A 16,342-nucleotide genomic window follows, 5' to 3' on the forward strand; every position below is an offset into this window, starting at 1 on the left:
AATGTCAGACGATAAGAAAGTAATTTTCTCAATGCAGAAATTGAGTAAAACCTATCAAGGAGCAGACAAACCAGTACTTAAAAATATTTATTTGAGTTTCTTTTACGGAGCAAAAATTGGTATTTTGGGTCTTAACGGTTCTGGAAAATCTTCACTTTTAAAAATTATTGCAGGAGTTGATAAAAATTATCAGGGAGATGTAGTTTTTCAACCGGGTTATACTGTAGGTTACTTAGAGCAAGAGCCAATTCTTGATGATTCTAAGACAGTTATTGAAATTGTTCGTGGAGGAGCAGCAGAAACAATGGCGGTTTTAGAAGAGTACAATCAAATCAATGATTTATTTGGTCTTCCAGAATACTACGAAGATCAAGACAAAATGGATAAATTGATGGACCGTCAAGCGGCATTGCAAGACAAAATTGATGCTCTTGGTGCATGGGAAATCGATACGAAATTAGAAATTGCAATGGATGCGTTGCGTACACCAGAAGGTGATACACCAATCAAAAACCTTTCTGGAGGTGAGCGTCGTCGTGTAGCTTTATGCCGTTTGTTATTGCAACAACCAGATGTATTGCTTCTAGATGAGCCTACCAACCACCTTGACGCTGAGTCAGTTCTTTGGTTAGAGCAACATTTGGCACAATATTCTGGAACTGTAATCGCAGTAACGCACGACCGTTATTTCTTGGATAATGTTGCTGGATGGATTTTAGAGTTGGATAGAGGAGAAGGTATTCCATGGAAAGGAAACTACTCTTCTTGGTTGGATCAGAAATCAAACCGTTTGGCTCAAGAAGAAAAAGTAGCTTCTAAACGTAGAAAAACTTTAGAGCGTGAGTTGGAGTGGGTTCGCCAAGGTGCAAAAGGTCGTCAGACAAAACAAAAAGCGCGTTTGCAGAACTACGACAAATTATTGAATGAAGATCAAAAACAACTAGACGAGAAATTAGAGATTTATATCCCGAATGGTCCTCGTTTGGGAACAAATGTTATCGAAGCAAAAAATGTTGCCAAAGCATTTGGAGATAAATTATTATACGATAATTTGAACTTTACTTTGCCGCAAGCTGGAATTGTTGGAATTATTGGACCTAACGGTGCTGGTAAATCGACTATTTTCAAAATGATTATGGGCGAACAAGCTACTGACAGTGGGGAATTTTCGGTTGGTGAAACTGTAAAAATCGCATACGTAGATCAGTCGCACGCTAATATTGATCCAAATAAATCGATTTGGGAAAACTTTGCTGATGGTCAAGAATTGATTATGATGGGCGGAAAGCAAGTGAACTCAAGAGCTTATTTATCACGTTTCAACTTTGGTGGTGGTGAGCAAAACAAAAAAGTATCAATGCTTTCTGGTGGAGAACGTAACCGTTTGCACTTGGCAATGACTTTAAAAGAAGAAGGAAACGTACTTTTGCTGGATGAGCCTACAAACGACCTTGACGTAAATACACTTCGTGCGCTTGAAGAAGGTTTGGAAAATTTCGCAGGTTGCGCTGTAATTATTTCCCACGACAGATGGTTTTTAGACAGAATTTGTACGCACATTTTAGCTTTTGAAGGAGATTCTGAAGTTTATTTCTTTGAAGGAAGTTTTACTGAATATGAAGAAAATAAAAAGAAACGTCTTGGAAATGATTTAACTCCAAAACGTATCAAATACAGAAAATTGATCAGATAATAAAATCTGAATTTTCAATAAAAAAATCCCAAATTCCAAAATTATTGGAGTTTGGGATTTTTATTTGATTTTAATTATAAGTAAACCCGACAGGTTTTTAAAACCTGTCGGGTTTGAATTGAATATATTTTAAAGAAAGTTTGCCTGTTAGAATTTGGAATTTAAAAATTGGAATTTTTAAAGAAACTTAGATTTCAATTCCGGAGTCGGAATCATACAACTTTCTTTCTTCCCATACCAATTGTATCTATTTTTGGCAACGTAGTCATAAATTCTGTCGCTAATAAAAATGGGTATAATTCTAAAAATTGGAGTTAATTTCCAAAGTCCGCCAAAATTTTTAGCTATTTCGATAACAGCAGAAGATTTATAAAAATAAGCTGTTCCCGGATCATATAAAATAATGCTATCCATTTTTGAAAAACTGATTCCTAAATGTTTGCAAATTGAAATTCCTAAATCAGATTGTAATGCGACAAATCTAAAAATGTCATTTTTGTCATGTTTGATAATAAATTGTACAGCGGAGCTGCATAGATTGCAAATTCCGTCAAAAAGAACTATTTTTTTATTTTTTGGAAGATTTTCCATTTTATAGTTTTAGAGTAAAAACTTTGTCAAAGTTTCAAATTTTGACAAAGTTCTATAGATTTAAAGAATTGATTTTACCTATTGATTTTTCAATTCCTATAAAATTAATAAATTAAAAATGGCTTTCATAAATTGATTTTAATCGAACTTTACAAAAAGACAATATTGTTTTGCTTTAAAAACAAAAACGTCTATTAAATCGCTTTATTTTAATTTAAGTGTTTTTTATGCCAATTTTTAAGAGTGAAAACTGCGACTGCGGCTAAAAATCTATTTTTTTACAGCTTCAACCAATTCCAATTCATCCAAACTTACTTTAGATGTAAAAATTCCATAATTAACTGTTGCTTTATTTTTTTCTATAGAATCGATACTTCCAACAGATCTTCCGTCGAGCATTCTTACTCGATCGCCCACTTTCAAAATTGGTTTCGGTTTTTCGACAACAGGTTTAAGTTTTTTCTCTTTTTTCTCTTTTCTAATCTCTTCGACTTTTACCTGAACTTCAGCAATAATTTCTTTTTGCTTTTCAACTTTTGCTTTGACTTCTTTAGGAGTTGCTTTTTTACGTTTTGAATTTTCAATCTCAACAATTTTCAAAAATTCACCAATAAGTTCCTTTTTGTTTTTGTTGTTGAAATATTTCTCAGCAATATCATCAATTTTTTGTCCGATGTAAATTATTTTTTGATTGCTGTCATACAATTCCTGATAACTTTCTAATTTCTGCTGAATTTTAGTGTTGATGTTTTCCATCTTTTTACTTTCTTCACGAGCACGAGTTTCTTCTTCTTTTAAATTCAAAGAAGTTTTTTCCAATTTCGAACGCTCTTTCTGAAGAGTAGCAATTGTTTTGTCAAAACGAACTTTTCCGACTTCGATTTTCTTTTTCGCTCGATTAATCAATCCAAATGGAATTCCGTTTTTTTGAGCAACTTCAAAAGTAAATGAACTTCCTGCTTGTCCCAAAGCCAATTTATACATAGGCTCAAGAGATTTTTCATCAAACATCATATTCGCATTCGTTGCATAAGGCAATTCGTTGGCAAGAATTTTCAAATTGGAATAATGCGTTGTGATAATTCCGAATGCTTCACGATGGTAAAATTCTTCTAAGAAAATTTCAGCCAATGCTCCACCCAATTCCGGATCAGAACCAGTACCAAATTCGTCAATTAAAAACATGGTTTTCTTATTACATTTCTTTAAAAAGTAATTCATGTTTTTTAATCTATAACTATATGTACTTAAGTGGTTTTCAATAGATTGATTGTCTCCAATATCTGTTAAGATTCTGTCAAATAGGAATGTTTCGCTTCTTTCGTGAACTGGAATTAAAATTCCCGATTGCAACATTAATTGCAATAAACCAACTGTTTTTAAGGAAATGGTTTTTCCTCCAGCATTCGGTCCAGAAATTACGATAATTCTGTTTTCTTGTTTTAGCTCAATGGTTTGCGGATGCGTAACTTCTTTTTTCTGTTTGTTGTTTAAATACAAAATCGGATGATAGGCTTCTCTAAAATACAATCTTCTTTCTTCTGTAATGGTTGGCAAGATTCCGTTAATACGATTGGCGTATTTTGCTTTTCCGGCAACTACGTCAATATCGCTCAAAAAGTCCTGATATTCAATTAATAAAGGAAGATAAGGCCTGATTACGTTTGATAAATTCTTCAGAATTCTTGTAATTTCTTCTTTCTCTTCGTATTCTAAATTGGCTAATTCTCTCGAGTATTTCAAAGTCGCTTCAGGTTCGATATAAGCGATACTGCCAGTTTTGGAACTTCCTAAAATGGAGCCTTTTACTTTTCGACGATACATTGCTAAAACTGCTAAAACTCTACGGTTTTGTACAAAGCTTTCCTTGATATCATCCAAATATCCTAAACCATTGTATTGCGTTAAAGCAACACCAAAACTTTGGTTTACTTTTCCTCGGACTAAATTCATATTTTGACGAATTCCGGCCAAAGCGGGAGATGCATTGTCTTTAATTTCTCCGTATTTATCAACAATTGTATCAATTGCCGTAATAATGTCTTTAGTCAATTCGAGGCGAGAAGCTCTCGCATTTAAGTTTGGATAATAGTCGTCGAATTTTTTTAAGAAATTCAACAAGACATTCGTTGTTGCAGAAAGATTAGCGATTTTTCTAAAACTTCCAACTTCAAGAAAACTATCTTCAATGGCTAAGAATTTGATTTCGTACGTGATCGCGTCAAATCCATGATTCGGAATGGCGTTGTTATTTTGAAAAGAAGAAACATATTCTGATGTCTGCATCAGCGACTGCATTAATTCTTCTTTATCTCTAAATGGTTTTATTTGTAAAGCCTTTTCTTTTCCAATATCAGTGTTGCAACCCTCTGAAATGGTTTCAAGTACCGTTGGAAATTGTAAATCTTGTAATGTTTTTTCTGTAATAGATACCATTATATATCGTAAGTTGTAAAGATTTCAAAGTTACAAAGTTTTGAAACTAAAACGCATTATTTATTGGCACTTTGAAGAAAACTTTGCGTAATTTGTAATAAAATTTTAAAATGAAAATTAATTTATCTCAAGATTGGCAAACTGTTTTGAAAGACGAAATTCAGAAACCTTATTTTAAGGAATTGATGGATGCGTTGGAAATTGAATACAAAACACATACTTGCTATCCACCGGCTGAATTAATTTTCTCTGCTTTTGATAATTGCAGTTTTTTAGACTTGAAAGTTGTAATTATTGGCCAAGATCCTTATCATGGAGAAGGAGAAGCCAATGGTTTGAGTTTTTCTGTAAATGATAATGTCAAAATTCCGCCATCACTTCGCAATATTTTCAGAGAAATAAATACCAATTTTGATTCGATTTTTATGCCAACTTCCGGCAATCTTGAAAAATGGGCACAGCAAGGAGTCTTGCTTTTGAATGCCTCTTTGACCGTGCGAAAAGATAGTCCAAATAGTCATAAACATTTGAAATGGAATCTTTTTACCGATGCTGTAATCCAAGCAATTTCTGACCAGAAAGAAAATATTGTTTTTCTTTTATGGGGAAGTTTTGCTCAGAAAAAAGGATTAAAGATCGATCGTTCAAAACATCATGTTTTAGAATCCGGGCATCCGTCACCAATGAGTGCTAATCAAGGAAAATGGTTTGGAAACAAACATTTCAGCAAAACAAATGATTTTCTGAAATCGAATGGAATTGAAGAAATAAAGTGGTTTTGAGATATCAGAGAAACTATTTTTCAGTTTCTTTCTTGATGATATCTTCTAAAACAGCTTTATTTTCATAATTCACTACTTTTAGAATAATTTCCTGATTTTTTACAGTTTTTCCTTCAATGATATAAAGTTTACCTTTTTTGAACGGAATATTGCTTTGATCAAAATCGACATCGCCATAAGTCAATGTGTTTTTGATGTCAGCAGTATCAACCCATTTTTCATTTAAAGTTTGGATAGCTTTGTCTGAATATTGAAAAGGTTTTGTTCTAAGATTGTTTAAAACTCTGGCATTTGGAAAATAATTGCAACGTGTATCTTTTCCAATAAAAAATCCTGATACAATAAAACATCCCAATACAAGGCCAATAAGATAATATGCAAAACGGTGTACGAACTTCATGAAATAAAATTTTTGCAAAGGTACGCTAAAGTTCCTTTAGAAAACAAGTAAATTAATATCGTTGTCTGGCAAATCAAACCAGTCACCAATAGCTTTATTGGTAAGGATTCCGTGGTACAAATAAATTCCGTTTTTAAGTCCTTTGTTGCATCTAATAGCACTTTCTAAACCACCATCTTCGGCTATCTGATGCAGGTATGGAGTCAAGATGTTACTGATTGATAATGAAGCAGTTTTGGAATATCGAGAAGGAATGTTTGGTACACAATAATGCAAAACATTGTTTTTAATGAATGTCGGTTTTTCGTGTGTTGTAACTTCAGAGCTTTCAAAACAGCCACCAGTGTCAATGCTGACATCGACAATTACAGCACCTTTTTTCATATGCTCGACCATGGTTTCTGTTACTACAATCGGACAACGTTCTTTTCCTCGCATGGCTCCAATCGCTACATCGCAACGACGTAGAGCTTTTAACAAGCCTTTTTGCTGGATTGTTGAAGTGAAAATTCTTTGATTTAAATTGTTTTGCAAACGTCGCAATTTTGTAATTGAATTATCAAAAACTTTTACGTTCGCACCAAGTCCAATTGCAGTTTTAGCAGCAAATTCGCCAACAGTTCCAGCTCCAAGAATCACGACTTCGGTAGGGGGAACGCCAGTAATATTTCCAAATAAAAGTCCTTTTCCAAATTCGTCCGTAATCATTAATTCGGCTGCAATAAGAATTGAGGCAGTTCCGGCAATTTCGCTTAAAGATTTTACTGCTGGATACGATCCATCTTCATCTTTAATATATTCAAAAGCTAATGCTGTGATTTTCTTTTGTGCCAAAGCTTCGAAGTAGGCTTTCTTTTTAGTTTTAAGCTGAATGGCTGAAATAATAACCGTTTCAGGATTAATCATTTCGATTTCAGCTAGAGTAGGCGGTTCCACTTTTAATAAAAACGGACAACCAAAAACTCTTTTCGTATCTTTTGTAATTTCAGCGCCGGCGTCTGCATACTCTTTGTCGGTATAACTCGAACTTTCGCCCGCACCAGATTCAATCATCACTCTATGACCTTCATAAGTAAGTGAATTTACGGCATCAGGAGTTAGACATATACGACGTTCCTGATAGCTGGTTTCTTTCGGAATTCCTATGAAAAGTTCTCTTTTAAAACGACCAATCTCAAGTTTTTCTTCTTGTGGGATTAATTGTTGTTTTGTAAATGGAGTTAACGTGATTGACATGGGTTGTGCAAAAAATTAAAGGTACAAATTACGCAAAAAGATTTAAAATTAATGCAAAAATTCTGCTAATACTATAATGACAATGTTAAGAAATTTTTTTCTCCATTTTTATGTCGGCTCTTTCGTAAATGCCCGATTCTAAAGGGATTTCGACGAAACCAAATTTTTTGTACAAATGAATAGCCGGAAGTAAAATAGTATTTGAATATAAAAAGAGCGTTTTGATGCCTTTTTCTTTAGCAATTTTTACGCAATGTTCAAGAAGTTTATTCCCAATTCCGAGTCCTTGAGCTTTATCAGAAACGGCCATTTTGCTTAATTCGAAAGTAGAATCGTTTACTTTTAATAATGAAGCTGTTCCAATAATTTCGTTGTTGTATTGCGCATAGAAAATCATGCCACCTTTATCAATAATTTCTTCTTGCGGATTGGAAAGCGTGATTTTGTCTTTGTCTTCAACTCTGAAATATTTTTCCAGCCAAGCTATATTCAGCGTTTTGATGTGTTCTTTTAAATCTGAAGAAAAAGGAATTATTTCTACTTGTTCTGAGGTATTCATTTTTGTTATTTTTTCTTTGTGAATCTCTGTGAATTCTTTGTGTGTCTCTGTGGAAAAAATGCCACAAAGATTGATGAAGAATTTCGCAAAGTCTCGCAAAGTTTATGCTAATTCAAGTTGTCGTTTCCCATCTGTCAATAATTCAATATTGATAGTCGAATATTCTTCAGGAAGCAAATTGGCGATTTTTTCAGACCACTCAATAAAACACCAGCTTCCAGAATATAAGTAATCATCAACGCCCATATCAAGCGCTTCTGTTTCTTTGTTTAATCGGTAAAAATCAAAATGATAAACGGTTTGATTGTTAGAAGTTTGGTATTCGTTTACCAAAGAAAAAGTTGGGCTGCTTGTGGCATCTTCAACTCCTAAAGTTTTGCATAATTGTTTAATCAAGGTTGTTTTTCCGACGCCCATTTCTCCATTGAAAAGAATGATTTTTTTAGGATTTGAAGCAATAATCTGCTCTGCAACTTCTTGAATTTGATCTAATGAAAAAACGATGTTCATTGTGGTGTTTGTTTTTGCCACGAATTTCACAAATTTTCACGAATTAAATTCACTTTTTGTTTAAAAATAAATTTGTGAAAATTTGTGAAATTCGTGGCGATATACTTTTATTTTGGGTTAAAAACTAAAAACGGAATAATCATTTCTTCCAATGAAATGCCACCGTGCTGGTATGTATTTTTGTAATAACTTACATAATGATTGTAGTTGTTTACATATGCCAAAAAGAAATCGTTTTTGGCAAAAATAAACGAACTGCTCATGTTGATGGCAGGCAGACCAATCGTTTTTGGCTCTTTTACTACATAAACATCTTTTTGCTCGTATGTCAAACTACGTCCAGTTTTGTAGCGCAAATTTAGGCTTGTATTTTTATCTCCCACAACTTTCGACGGATTTTTTACATTTATTGTTCCGTGGTCTGTTGTTAAAATCAGTTTGAAACCTAAAAGCTGTGCTTGCTGAATGATTTCTAACAAAGGTGAATTTTTGAACCAGCTCAAAGTCAAGGAACGATAAGCTTTATCATCAGAAGCCAATTCTTTTACTACTTCCATTTCGGTTTTAGCGTGCGAAAGCATATCAACGAAATTGTAAACTACAGTAACTAAGTCGTTTCCTTTTAAGGCTTTAAAGTTTTCTGCGAGTTTTTTTCCACCAGCATAATTCGTGATTTTGAAATAATCTTCCTTAATATTTAAGCCTAAACGTTTTAATTGAGCTGAAAGGAATTCAGCTTCGTAAAGATTTTTTCCGCCGTCTTCCACGTCATTTTTCCAATATTCAGGAAATTGTTTTTCCATTTCAAGAGGAGTCAATCCAGAGAAAATCGCATTTCTGGCATATTGCGTAGCAGTAGGAAGGATAGAGTAGTACGGAACTTCTTTTTCCAGCTTGTAATAATTTGCAACCACACTTTCAAAAGATTTCCATTGATCATAACGCAGATTGTCGATTACAACAAAAAGGATAGGCTTATCTTTTTTTTTGATTTCTGGAACAACCAATTCTTTGAACAAAGTGTTGGATTGGATAGGTTTGTCTGCTTTTGGTGCAAACCAATCTTCGTAATTTCGTTCAATATATTTCCCAAATTGTGAATTGGCTTCTACTTTTTGAGATTCCAAGATTTCAATCATCGCCGTGTCGTTGATGTCTTCCAGTTTTAATTCCCAAAAAAGCAATTTCTTGTATAATTCAATCCAGTCTTCATAAGAATTCACCATAGCCAATTCCATTGAAATTTTTCGGAATTCTTTCTGATAATCCAATGTTGTTTTTTCGGTGATCAACCTTGAATCATCTAGGTTTTTCTTCAGACTCAACAGAATTTGATTCGGATTTACTGGTTTTATCAAGTAGTCAGCGATTTTAGAGCCAATTGCTTCTTCCATAATATATTCTTCCTCGCTTTTGGTGATCATAATCATTGGAATAGCCGATTTTTTCTCTTTCATTTCTGAAAGTGTTTCCAAACCGCTCATTCCGGGCATATTTTCATCCAAAAAAACAATATCAAAATTATCTTCTTCGAATAAAGTGACTGCATCAAGGCCGTTGTTGCAGGTCGTTACCGAATAATTTTTTTTCTCCAGAAATAATATATGTGGCTTTAAAAGATCGATTTCATCATCGACCCAAAGTATTTTTATCTTATCCATAAACAGATTTATTTTTAATGCAATTTAGAGTTATAGAACTTAAAAAGTATTAAAAATAGTATAAATTTAAGATAAATGAAACCTATTTTTTAGATAAAATCTTTTTGATATTTAAGTATTTGTCTCAAAATCAGTTGAATTTAATGTCAACTTTTAAATGAAAAACTATAGTTATTTACTTATATTTGTTCACCTAAAAAATAACCAAATAGTGACTCATATCAATAAGTTAAAAATATTCAATGATCCCATTTACGGGTTTATTACAATCCCGAACGAACTTATTTACGACCTAATTCAGCATCCATATTTTCAGCGTTTGCGCCGTATTTCACAAATGGGTTTGTCGTATTTGGTTTATCCTGGTGCCAATCATACACGTTTTCATCATGCATTAGGATGTATGCATTTAATGAAAAAAGCGATAGACACACTTCGTTTTAAAGATGTTGCAATTTCTGAAGAAGAAGAAAATGCATTATTAATAGCGATTTTGCTTCATGATATAGGACACGGACCGTTTTCTCATGCAATGGAAAAAAGCATTGTTGAAGATGTGCATCATGAAGCGATTTCTTTATTGTTCATGAATCAGTTGAATGAAGAATTTGACGGAAGATTAAGTTTGGCCATTCAGGTTTTTAAAGGAGAATACCACAGAAAATTCATGCTGCAATTAATTTCGAGCCAATTGGATATGGATCGAATGGATTATTTAAAGCGTGACAGTTTTTATACAGGAGTTGCAGAAGGAAATGTCAATTCTGAGCGATTGATTCAGATGATGAATGTTGAAAATGATGTTTTGGTTATTGAAGAAAAAGGAATTTATTCTGTAGAGAAATTTCTGCTTTCAAGACGATTGATGTATTGGCAGGCTTATTTGCATAAAACAAGTTTGGTTGCCGAATTAATTTTGATGAAAGTATTAAAAAGAGCAAAAGAACTTACTTTAAAAGGAATTAATCTTCCTTGCAGCGAACCGCTTTTGTTTTTTATGCAAAACAAAATCACACTTGAAGATTTTGATGCCGAAAAACTGGATTTATTTTCTCAATTGGATGATTTTGATATCATCAGCGCGTTAAAAGCATGGCAAAGACAAGATGATTTTATACTTTCGACTTTGAGCAAAATGATCATTAACAGAGATTTGCTTAAAATAAAAATGAGCGCAGAGAAAATTTCGATCGAAGAATCTCAGGCAATGAAAGAAGAGTTTGCGCAAGATCATCATATTTCATTGTTAGAAGCTGGTTATTTTATCTTTAGAGGAAAAATTAAAAATCAAGCCTACAGCAAAGCCGCCGAACCGATACGAATTTTGAAAAAAGATAAGACAATTGAGGATGTTGTCGAAGCCTCTGACCAGCTGAATTTGAAATCATTATCTAAATTGGTCACAAAATATTACATCTGTTTTCCAAAACAACTTATCTAAAATTAACATTTAAAATCTATTTTTTATATTTTTGTCGCGATGAAATTTACAGCAGAACAAATAGCAGGAATTTTAGAAGGAGAAGTTGTTGGGAATCCCAATGCAGAAGTTTCTCGGCTATCTAAAATCGAAGAAGGCGAAGATGGATCGCTTACTTTTTTGGCTAATCCAAAGTATGTCAATTATATATATACTACAAAAGCGACAGTTACAATTGTCAATGACAGCTTTATTCCAGAACAAGAAATTACCACAACTTTAATAAAAGTAGAAGATGCCTATGCTGCTTTTTCTAAGCTTTTGCATTTTTACAATCAAGTAAAATTGAATAAGACAGGAATCGAAGCGCAGTCGTTTATGTCTGAAGGAACAAAATATGGAGAAAATCTATATTTAGGAAGCTTTAGCTATATTGGACAAAATGTTGTTTTGGGTGATAATGTGAAAATTTATCCAAACAGTTTTATTGGGGACAACGTTGTGATTGGTAATAATGTGTACATTTTTGCAGGAGCGAAAATTTATTCAGAAACCGTAATTGGTAACAATTGTACAATACATTCTGGTACTATTATAGGCGCAGATGGTTTTGGTTTTGTGCCAAATGAGGAAGGCGTATATAGCAAAGTGCCACAAATTGGAAATGTTATCATTGAAGATAATGTTGATATTGGTGCAAATACAACAATTGACAGAGCGACTCTTGGTTCTACGATTATCAGACAGGGAGTTAAACTAGACAATCAAATTCAGATTGCCCACAATGTTGAAATTGGCAAAAATACTGTTATTGCGGCGCAAAGCGGTGTTGCTGGTTCTACAAAAATTGGAGAAAGCTGTATGATTGGCGGACAGGTTGGTATCGCAGGCCACTTAATTATAGGGAATAATGTAAGGCTTCAGGCACAGTCTGGAGTAGCAAGAAACATTAAAGATGACGAAGTTTTACAAGGTTCGCCATCACTTGGATATAGCGATTTTAATAAATCATATGTTCATTTTAAAAACTTCCCTAAAATTGTTGCCGAAGTAGAAGAATTAAAGAAACAAATAATAAACCCAAAAAATGGAAATAATGGTTAAACAGAAGACCATCAAAAATGAAATTTCACTAACAGGCGTTGGATTACACACTGGAAAAGAAGTTACAATGACTTTCAAACCAGCTCCTATTAATAATGGTTTCACTTTTGTTAGAGTAGATTTGCAAGGTCAGCCAATCATTGAGGCTGATGCTAATTATGTTGTTAATACGCAAAGAGGTACTAATTTAGAAAAATTAGGTGTAAAAATACAAACTCCAGAGCACGTTTTAGCGGCAGTAGTTGGTTGCGATTTGGATAATATTATTATTGAATTAGATGCCTCTGAACTTCCTATTATGGACGGTTCATCAAAATATTTTGTTGAAGCGATTGAAAAAGCAGGAATTGAAGAACAAGATGCGCAACGTAATGTTTATGTTGTAAAAGAAGTGATTTCTTTTACTGACGAAGCAACGGGAAGCGAAATCCTTGTTATGCCAAGCGATGAATATCAGGTTACAACAATGGTAGATTTTGGTACAAAAGTTTTAGGTACTCAAAATGCTACACTTAAAAGTATTGCAGATTTCAAAAGCGAAATCGCAAATTCTAGAACTTTTAGTTTCTTGCATGAATTAGAATCATTATTAGAAAACGGCCTTATTAAAGGTGGTGATTTGAATAATGCAATTGTTTATGTAGATAAAGAGATTTCTGAATCTACAATGGAGAATTTAAAGAAAGCTTTTGGAAAAGATGAAATCTCTGTTAAGCCAAACGGAGTTTTAGATAATTTAACTTTACACTATCCAAATGAAGCAGCAAGACACAAATTACTTGATGTGATTGGTGATTTGTCTTTAATTGGAGTTCGTATTCAAGGAAAAATCATTGCAAACAAACCAGGTCACTTTGTGAATACTCAGTTTGCTAAAAAATTGGCAAAAATTATCAAAATTGAACAAAGAAATCACGTTCCAGTTTATGATTTGAACCAAGAGCCATTGATGGATATTCATAAAATCATGGCAATGCTTCCTCACAGGCCTCCATTTTTGTTGATCGACAGAATTATTGAAATGTCTGATCGTCATGTTGTTGGTTTGAAAAATGTTACTATGAATGAAAATTTCTTTGTAGGACACTTTCCAGAAGCACCAGTTATGCCAGGAGTTTTGATTGTTGAAGCTATGGCGCAAACAGGAGGAATTTTAGTTTTAAGCACAGTTCCAGATCCTGAAAATTATTTGACATATTTCATGAAAATTGACAATGTTAAATTCAAACACAAAGTATTGCCAGGTGATACCTTAATTTTCAAATGTGAATTGATTTCTCCTATCAGAAGAGGAATTTGCCACATGCAAGCAAATGCATATGCAAACGGAAAATTAGTAACTGAGGCAGAATTAATGGCACAAATTGCAAGAAAACAATAAATAATCAAATTTATTGTTTAGGTTTGTTGCCCTCAAATTAGACTATTTTAATTTAAAATATAAAACATACAGATGAATCAACCATTAGCATATGTTCATCCTGGCGCTAAAATCGCTAAAAATGTTGTAATTGAGCCTTTTACAACAATTCACAATAATGTTGTTATTGGTGATGGTACTTGGATTGGTTCAAATGTGACCATCATGGAAGGTGCACGCATCGGTAAAAATTGCAACATTTTTCCGGGAGCTGTAATTTCTGCGGTGCCACAAGATTTAAAATTCGGCGGAGAAGATTCTCTTGCTATCATTGGAGATAATTGTACCATTAGAGAGTGCGTAACGATCAATAGAGGTACAGTTGCATCTGGACAAACTGTTCTAGGAAACAATTGCTTAGTAATGGCTTATGCGCATATTGCACACGATTGCGAAATTGGAAACAATGCAATTATTGTTAATGGTGTTGCTTTAGCAGGTCACGTAGTTGTTGGAAATCATGCCGTAATTGGCGGATTAGCGGCAATTCATCAATTTATTCATATTGGAGATCATGCCATGATTTCTGGTGGATCGTTGGTAAGAAAAGATGTTCCTCCTTATACAAAAGCAGCAAAAGAACCATTGTCATACGTGGGAATCAATTCAGTTGGTTTAAGAAGAAGAGGTTTCACTACTGAGAAAATCAGAGAAATTCAGGAAATCTACAGAATTTTGTACCAAAAAAACTATAATACAACACAGGCTTTGAGTATTATTGAAGCTGAAATGGAAGCGACTCCTGAGAGAGATGAAATTCTTGATTTTATTAGAAATTCATCAAGAGGAATTATGAAAGGTTATTCAGGAAATTATTAAAAATAAAGTTTAATTGTTTATTTGTTTAATCGTGCAACCGAATAAACAGTCAAACGATTCAACAATTCAACAATAAAATAAAATTAAAACAAAATGGCATCTACAGCAGATATTAGAAACGGATTGTGTATTAAATTTAATCACGACATCTATAAAATTATTGAATTTCTTCACGTTAAACCTGGAAAAGGACCAGCTTTCGTAAGAACAAAATTGAAAAGTTTAACTTCAGGTAAAGTATTGGATAATACTTTTTCTGCAGGACACAAAATTGATGTGATTCGTGTTGAAACACATACATTCCAATTTTTATATCCAGAAGGTGATGAATTTCACTTCATGAATGCTGAAACATTTGAGCAAATTTCTTTAAACAAAAACATCTTAGATGCTCCAGATTTGTTGAAAGAAGGTACAAACGTAATGGTACAGATCAATACTGAGACAGATTTGCCTTTATCAGTAGATATGCCTGCATCTGTAATTCTTGAAGTTACTTATGCTGAACCAGGAGTAAAAGGAAATACCGCTACAAACGCTACAAAAAATGCTACTGTTGAAACAGGTGCATCTGTAAACGTTCCTTTGTTCATCAACGAAGGTGATAAAATCAAAATTGATACAGCTTCAGGTTCTTACATGGAGCGTGTAAAAGAGTAATTCTTAATTAAGATAAATTTGACAATGAGTCAATTAGAAAATTTGTGAATCGACAAAAATTTGTATATTCATATTCTAATTGACTCATTTTCTAATTGACAAATTTTCTAATTATACTATATGAAATTTCCAAAGAGTCATTCTTTACAAGAAATTGCAAATTTGCTGCATTGCGAATTTATTGGTGACAAAGACTTTCAGGTTTTGGGCATGAACGAAATTCATGTTGTAGAGCCTGGAGATATCGTTTTTGTTGATCATCCAAAATATTACGATAAAGCTTTGCAATCTGCAGCGACTATTGTTTTAATTAATAAAAAAGTAGATTGCCCAGAAGGAAAAGCGCTTCTGATTTCTGATGATCCTTTCAGAGATTTCAATACTTTGACCAAACATTTCAAACCTTTTAAATTTGCAAATGTTGCCATTGCTCCAACTGCAGAAATTGGCGAAGGAACTTTGATTCAGCCAAATAGTTTTATTGGAAATCATGTAAAAATTGGTAAAAACTGTTTGATTCATTCGAATGTTTCAATTTATGATCATACAGTTATTGGCGACAATGTTATTATTCATGCAGGAACAATTTTAGGAGCAGATGCATTTTATTACAAAAAACGTCCAGAAGGTTTCGATCAATTAATTTCTGGTGGAAGAGTAGTAATTGAGGATAACGTGGGAATTGGTGCTCTGTGCACAATTGACAAAGGAGTTACGGGAGATACAACAATTGGAGCCGGAACAAAAATTGACAATCAAGTTCACGTTGGGCATGACACTATTATCGGAAAAAAATGCTTAATTGCATCACAAACTGGTATTGCTGGATGTGTAATTATTGAAGATGAAGTTACACTTTGGGGACAAGTAGGGACAACAAGTGGCATCACAATAGGAGCAAAAGCTGTTATTATGGGGCAAACTGGTGTAACGAAATCAGTTGAAGGCGGAAAATCTTATTTTGGAACACCAATTGAAGAATCAAGAGAAAAGTTAAAGCAATTAGCCAATATCAAAAAGATTCCTGAAATTCTAAATAAATTGAAGTAAT

15 protein-coding genes are annotated in these 16,342 nt (G+C 33.4%); 8 read left to right on the forward strand and 7 right to left on the reverse strand.

The features are described from left to right. Position 1 precedes the first annotated feature (1 nt). A complete protein-coding gene (gene ettA / locus SCB73_RS16930; protein WP_320567374.1) occupies positions 2 to 1,693 on the forward strand; it encodes an energy-dependent translational throttle protein EttA in 1,692 nt (563 codons plus the stop codon). Between the two features lie 177 nt (positions 1,694 to 1,870). Here ettA and SCB73_RS16935 read toward each other — a convergent pair whose 3' ends face one another. Both SCB73_RS16935 and SCB73_RS16940 read right to left on the reverse strand, forming a co-directional pair. Beyond that, complete coding sequence (locus SCB73_RS16935; protein WP_320567375.1) at positions 1,871 to 2,284, reverse strand: thiol-disulfide oxidoreductase DCC family protein; 414 nt, start codon at positions 2,282 to 2,284, stop codon at positions 1,871 to 1,873. 270 nt (positions 2,285 to 2,554) lie between these two features. Beyond that, a complete protein-coding gene (locus SCB73_RS16940) occupies positions 2,555 to 4,720 on the reverse strand; it encodes an endonuclease MutS2 (protein WP_320567376.1) in 2,166 nt (721 codons plus the stop codon). A 110-nt stretch (positions 4,721 to 4,830) separates the two neighbouring features. Here SCB73_RS16940 and SCB73_RS16945 point away from each other — a divergent pair, with 110 nt between their 5' ends. Next, the gene (locus SCB73_RS16945) at positions 4,831 to 5,502 is read left to right on the forward strand and encodes a uracil-DNA glycosylase (RefSeq protein WP_320567377.1); all 672 of its coding nucleotides are present in this window, start codon (positions 4,831 to 4,833) and stop codon (positions 5,500 to 5,502) included. A 13-nt stretch (positions 5,503 to 5,515) separates the two neighbouring features. Here SCB73_RS16945 and SCB73_RS16950 read toward each other — a convergent pair whose 3' ends face one another. The 5 genes from SCB73_RS16950 to porX all read right to left on the reverse strand — a co-directional run bounded on the left by SCB73_RS16950 (position 5,516) and on the right by porX (position 9,868). After that, complete coding sequence (locus SCB73_RS16950) at positions 5,516 to 5,902, reverse strand: DUF4258 domain-containing protein (protein WP_320567378.1); 387 nt, start codon at positions 5,900 to 5,902, stop codon at positions 5,516 to 5,518. 36 nt (positions 5,903 to 5,938) lie between these two features. Continuing rightward, complete coding sequence (locus tag SCB73_RS16955) at positions 5,939 to 7,138, reverse strand: alanine dehydrogenase (RefSeq protein ID WP_132991056.1); 1,200 nt, start codon at positions 7,136 to 7,138, stop codon at positions 5,939 to 5,941. 85 nt (positions 7,139 to 7,223) lie between these two features. Continuing rightward, positions 7,224 to 7,697, reverse strand: a complete 474-nt coding sequence (locus SCB73_RS16960) for a GNAT family N-acetyltransferase (protein ID WP_320567379.1) — start codon at positions 7,695 to 7,697, stop codon at positions 7,224 to 7,226. Between the two features lie 102 nt (positions 7,698 to 7,799). Next, on the reverse strand, positions 7,800 to 8,207 hold the full coding sequence (gene tsaE / locus SCB73_RS16965) for a tRNA (adenosine(37)-N6)-threonylcarbamoyltransferase complex ATPase subunit type 1 TsaE (RefSeq protein WP_320567380.1): 408 nt from the start codon (positions 8,205 to 8,207) through the stop codon (positions 7,800 to 7,802). Positions 8,208 to 8,314: 107 nt separating this feature from the next. Further along, positions 8,315 to 9,868 carry a T9SS response regulator signal transducer PorX gene (gene porX / locus SCB73_RS16970; RefSeq protein WP_320567381.1) on the reverse strand — a complete coding sequence of 518 codons (1,554 nt, stop codon included), beginning with the start codon at positions 9,866 to 9,868 and terminating at the stop codon, positions 8,315 to 8,317. Between the two features lie 211 nt (positions 9,869 to 10,079). Between porX and SCB73_RS16975 the strand changes: the two genes are divergently transcribed. The 6 genes from SCB73_RS16975 to SCB73_RS17000 all read left to right on the forward strand — a co-directional run bounded on the left by SCB73_RS16975 (position 10,080) and on the right by SCB73_RS17000 (position 16,341). After that, complete coding sequence (locus SCB73_RS16975; protein ID WP_142449831.1) at positions 10,080 to 11,309, forward strand: HD domain-containing protein; 1,230 nt, start codon at positions 10,080 to 10,082, stop codon at positions 11,307 to 11,309. 39 nt (positions 11,310 to 11,348) lie between these two features. After that, complete coding sequence (lpxD, locus tag SCB73_RS16980; RefSeq protein ID WP_320567382.1) at positions 11,349 to 12,392, forward strand: UDP-3-O-(3-hydroxymyristoyl)glucosamine N-acyltransferase; 1,044 nt, start codon at positions 11,349 to 11,351, stop codon at positions 12,390 to 12,392. After that, the gene (locus tag SCB73_RS16985; protein ID WP_320567383.1) at positions 12,385 to 13,773 is read left to right on the forward strand and encodes a bifunctional UDP-3-O-[3-hydroxymyristoyl] N-acetylglucosamine deacetylase/3-hydroxyacyl-ACP dehydratase; all 1,389 of its coding nucleotides are present in this window, start codon (positions 12,385 to 12,387) and stop codon (positions 13,771 to 13,773) included. Before lpxD ends, SCB73_RS16985 begins: the two co-directional genes overlap by 8 nt. Positions 13,774 to 13,845: 72 nt before the next feature. Further along, positions 13,846 to 14,631 (forward strand): acyl-ACP--UDP-N-acetylglucosamine O-acyltransferase, encoded by a 786-nt coding sequence (gene lpxA / locus SCB73_RS16990; RefSeq protein WP_320567384.1) that lies wholly within the window; start codon positions 13,846 to 13,848, stop codon positions 14,629 to 14,631. Positions 14,632 to 14,724: 93 nt separating this feature from the next. Beyond that, entirely contained in the window at positions 14,725 to 15,291 is a 567-nt protein-coding gene (efp, locus tag SCB73_RS16995; RefSeq protein ID WP_320567385.1) for an elongation factor P, read from the forward strand. A 120-nt stretch (positions 15,292 to 15,411) separates the two neighbouring features. Continuing rightward, positions 15,412 to 16,341, forward strand: a complete 930-nt coding sequence (locus tag SCB73_RS17000) for a UDP-3-O-(3-hydroxymyristoyl)glucosamine N-acyltransferase (RefSeq protein WP_320567386.1) — start codon at positions 15,412 to 15,414, stop codon at positions 16,339 to 16,341. The last annotated feature ends 1 nt before the right edge of the window (position 16,342 follow it).

It is taken from the genome of Flavobacterium sp. KACC 22761 (genome assembly GCF_034058155.1).
In the GTDB taxonomy this organism is placed as follows: domain Bacteria; phylum Bacteroidota; class Bacteroidia; order Flavobacteriales; family Flavobacteriaceae; genus Flavobacterium.

What these genes read in the sequence shown, in the direction of transcription:
- SCB73_RS16950 (WP_320567378.1), bottom strand. Translation starts at nt 5,902, where the DNA reads ATGAAGTTCGTACACCGTTTTGCATATTATCTTATTGGCCTTGTATTG.
- lpxA (WP_320567384.1), top strand. Translation starts at nt 13,846, where the DNA reads ATGAATCAACCATTAGCATATGTTCATCCTGGCGCTAAAATCGCTAAA.
- SCB73_RS16985 (WP_320567383.1), top strand. Translation starts at nt 12,385, where the DNA reads ATGGTTAAACAGAAGACCATCAAAAATGAAATTTCACTAACAGGCGTT.
- SCB73_RS16940 (WP_320567376.1), bottom strand. Translation starts at nt 4,720, where the DNA reads ATGGTATCTATTACAGAAAAAACATTACAAGATTTACAATTTCCAACG.
- ettA (WP_320567374.1), top strand. Translation starts at nt 2, where the DNA reads ATGTCAGACGATAAGAAAGTAATTTTCTCAATGCAGAAATTGAGTAAA.
- efp (WP_320567385.1), top strand. Translation starts at nt 14,725, where the DNA reads ATGGCATCTACAGCAGATATTAGAAACGGATTGTGTATTAAATTTAAT.
- SCB73_RS17000 (WP_320567386.1), top strand. Translation starts at nt 15,412, where the DNA reads ATGAAATTTCCAAAGAGTCATTCTTTACAAGAAATTGCAAATTTGCTG.
- SCB73_RS16955 (WP_132991056.1), bottom strand. Translation starts at nt 7,138, where the DNA reads ATGTCAATCACGTTAACTCCATTTACAAAACAACAATTAATCCCACAA.
- SCB73_RS16960 (WP_320567379.1), bottom strand. Translation starts at nt 7,697, where the DNA reads ATGAATACCTCAGAACAAGTAGAAATAATTCCTTTTTCTTCAGATTTA.
- porX (WP_320567381.1), bottom strand. Translation starts at nt 9,868, where the DNA reads ATGGATAAGATAAAAATACTTTGGGTCGATGATGAAATCGATCTTTTA.
- tsaE (WP_320567380.1), bottom strand. Translation starts at nt 8,207, where the DNA reads ATGAACATCGTTTTTTCATTAGATCAAATTCAAGAAGTTGCAGAGCAG.
- SCB73_RS16935 (WP_320567375.1), bottom strand. Translation starts at nt 2,284, where the DNA reads ATGGAAAATCTTCCAAAAAATAAAAAAATAGTTCTTTTTGACGGAATT.
- SCB73_RS16945 (WP_320567377.1), top strand. Translation starts at nt 4,831, where the DNA reads ATGAAAATTAATTTATCTCAAGATTGGCAAACTGTTTTGAAAGACGAA.
- lpxD (WP_320567382.1), top strand. Translation starts at nt 11,349, where the DNA reads ATGAAATTTACAGCAGAACAAATAGCAGGAATTTTAGAAGGAGAAGTT.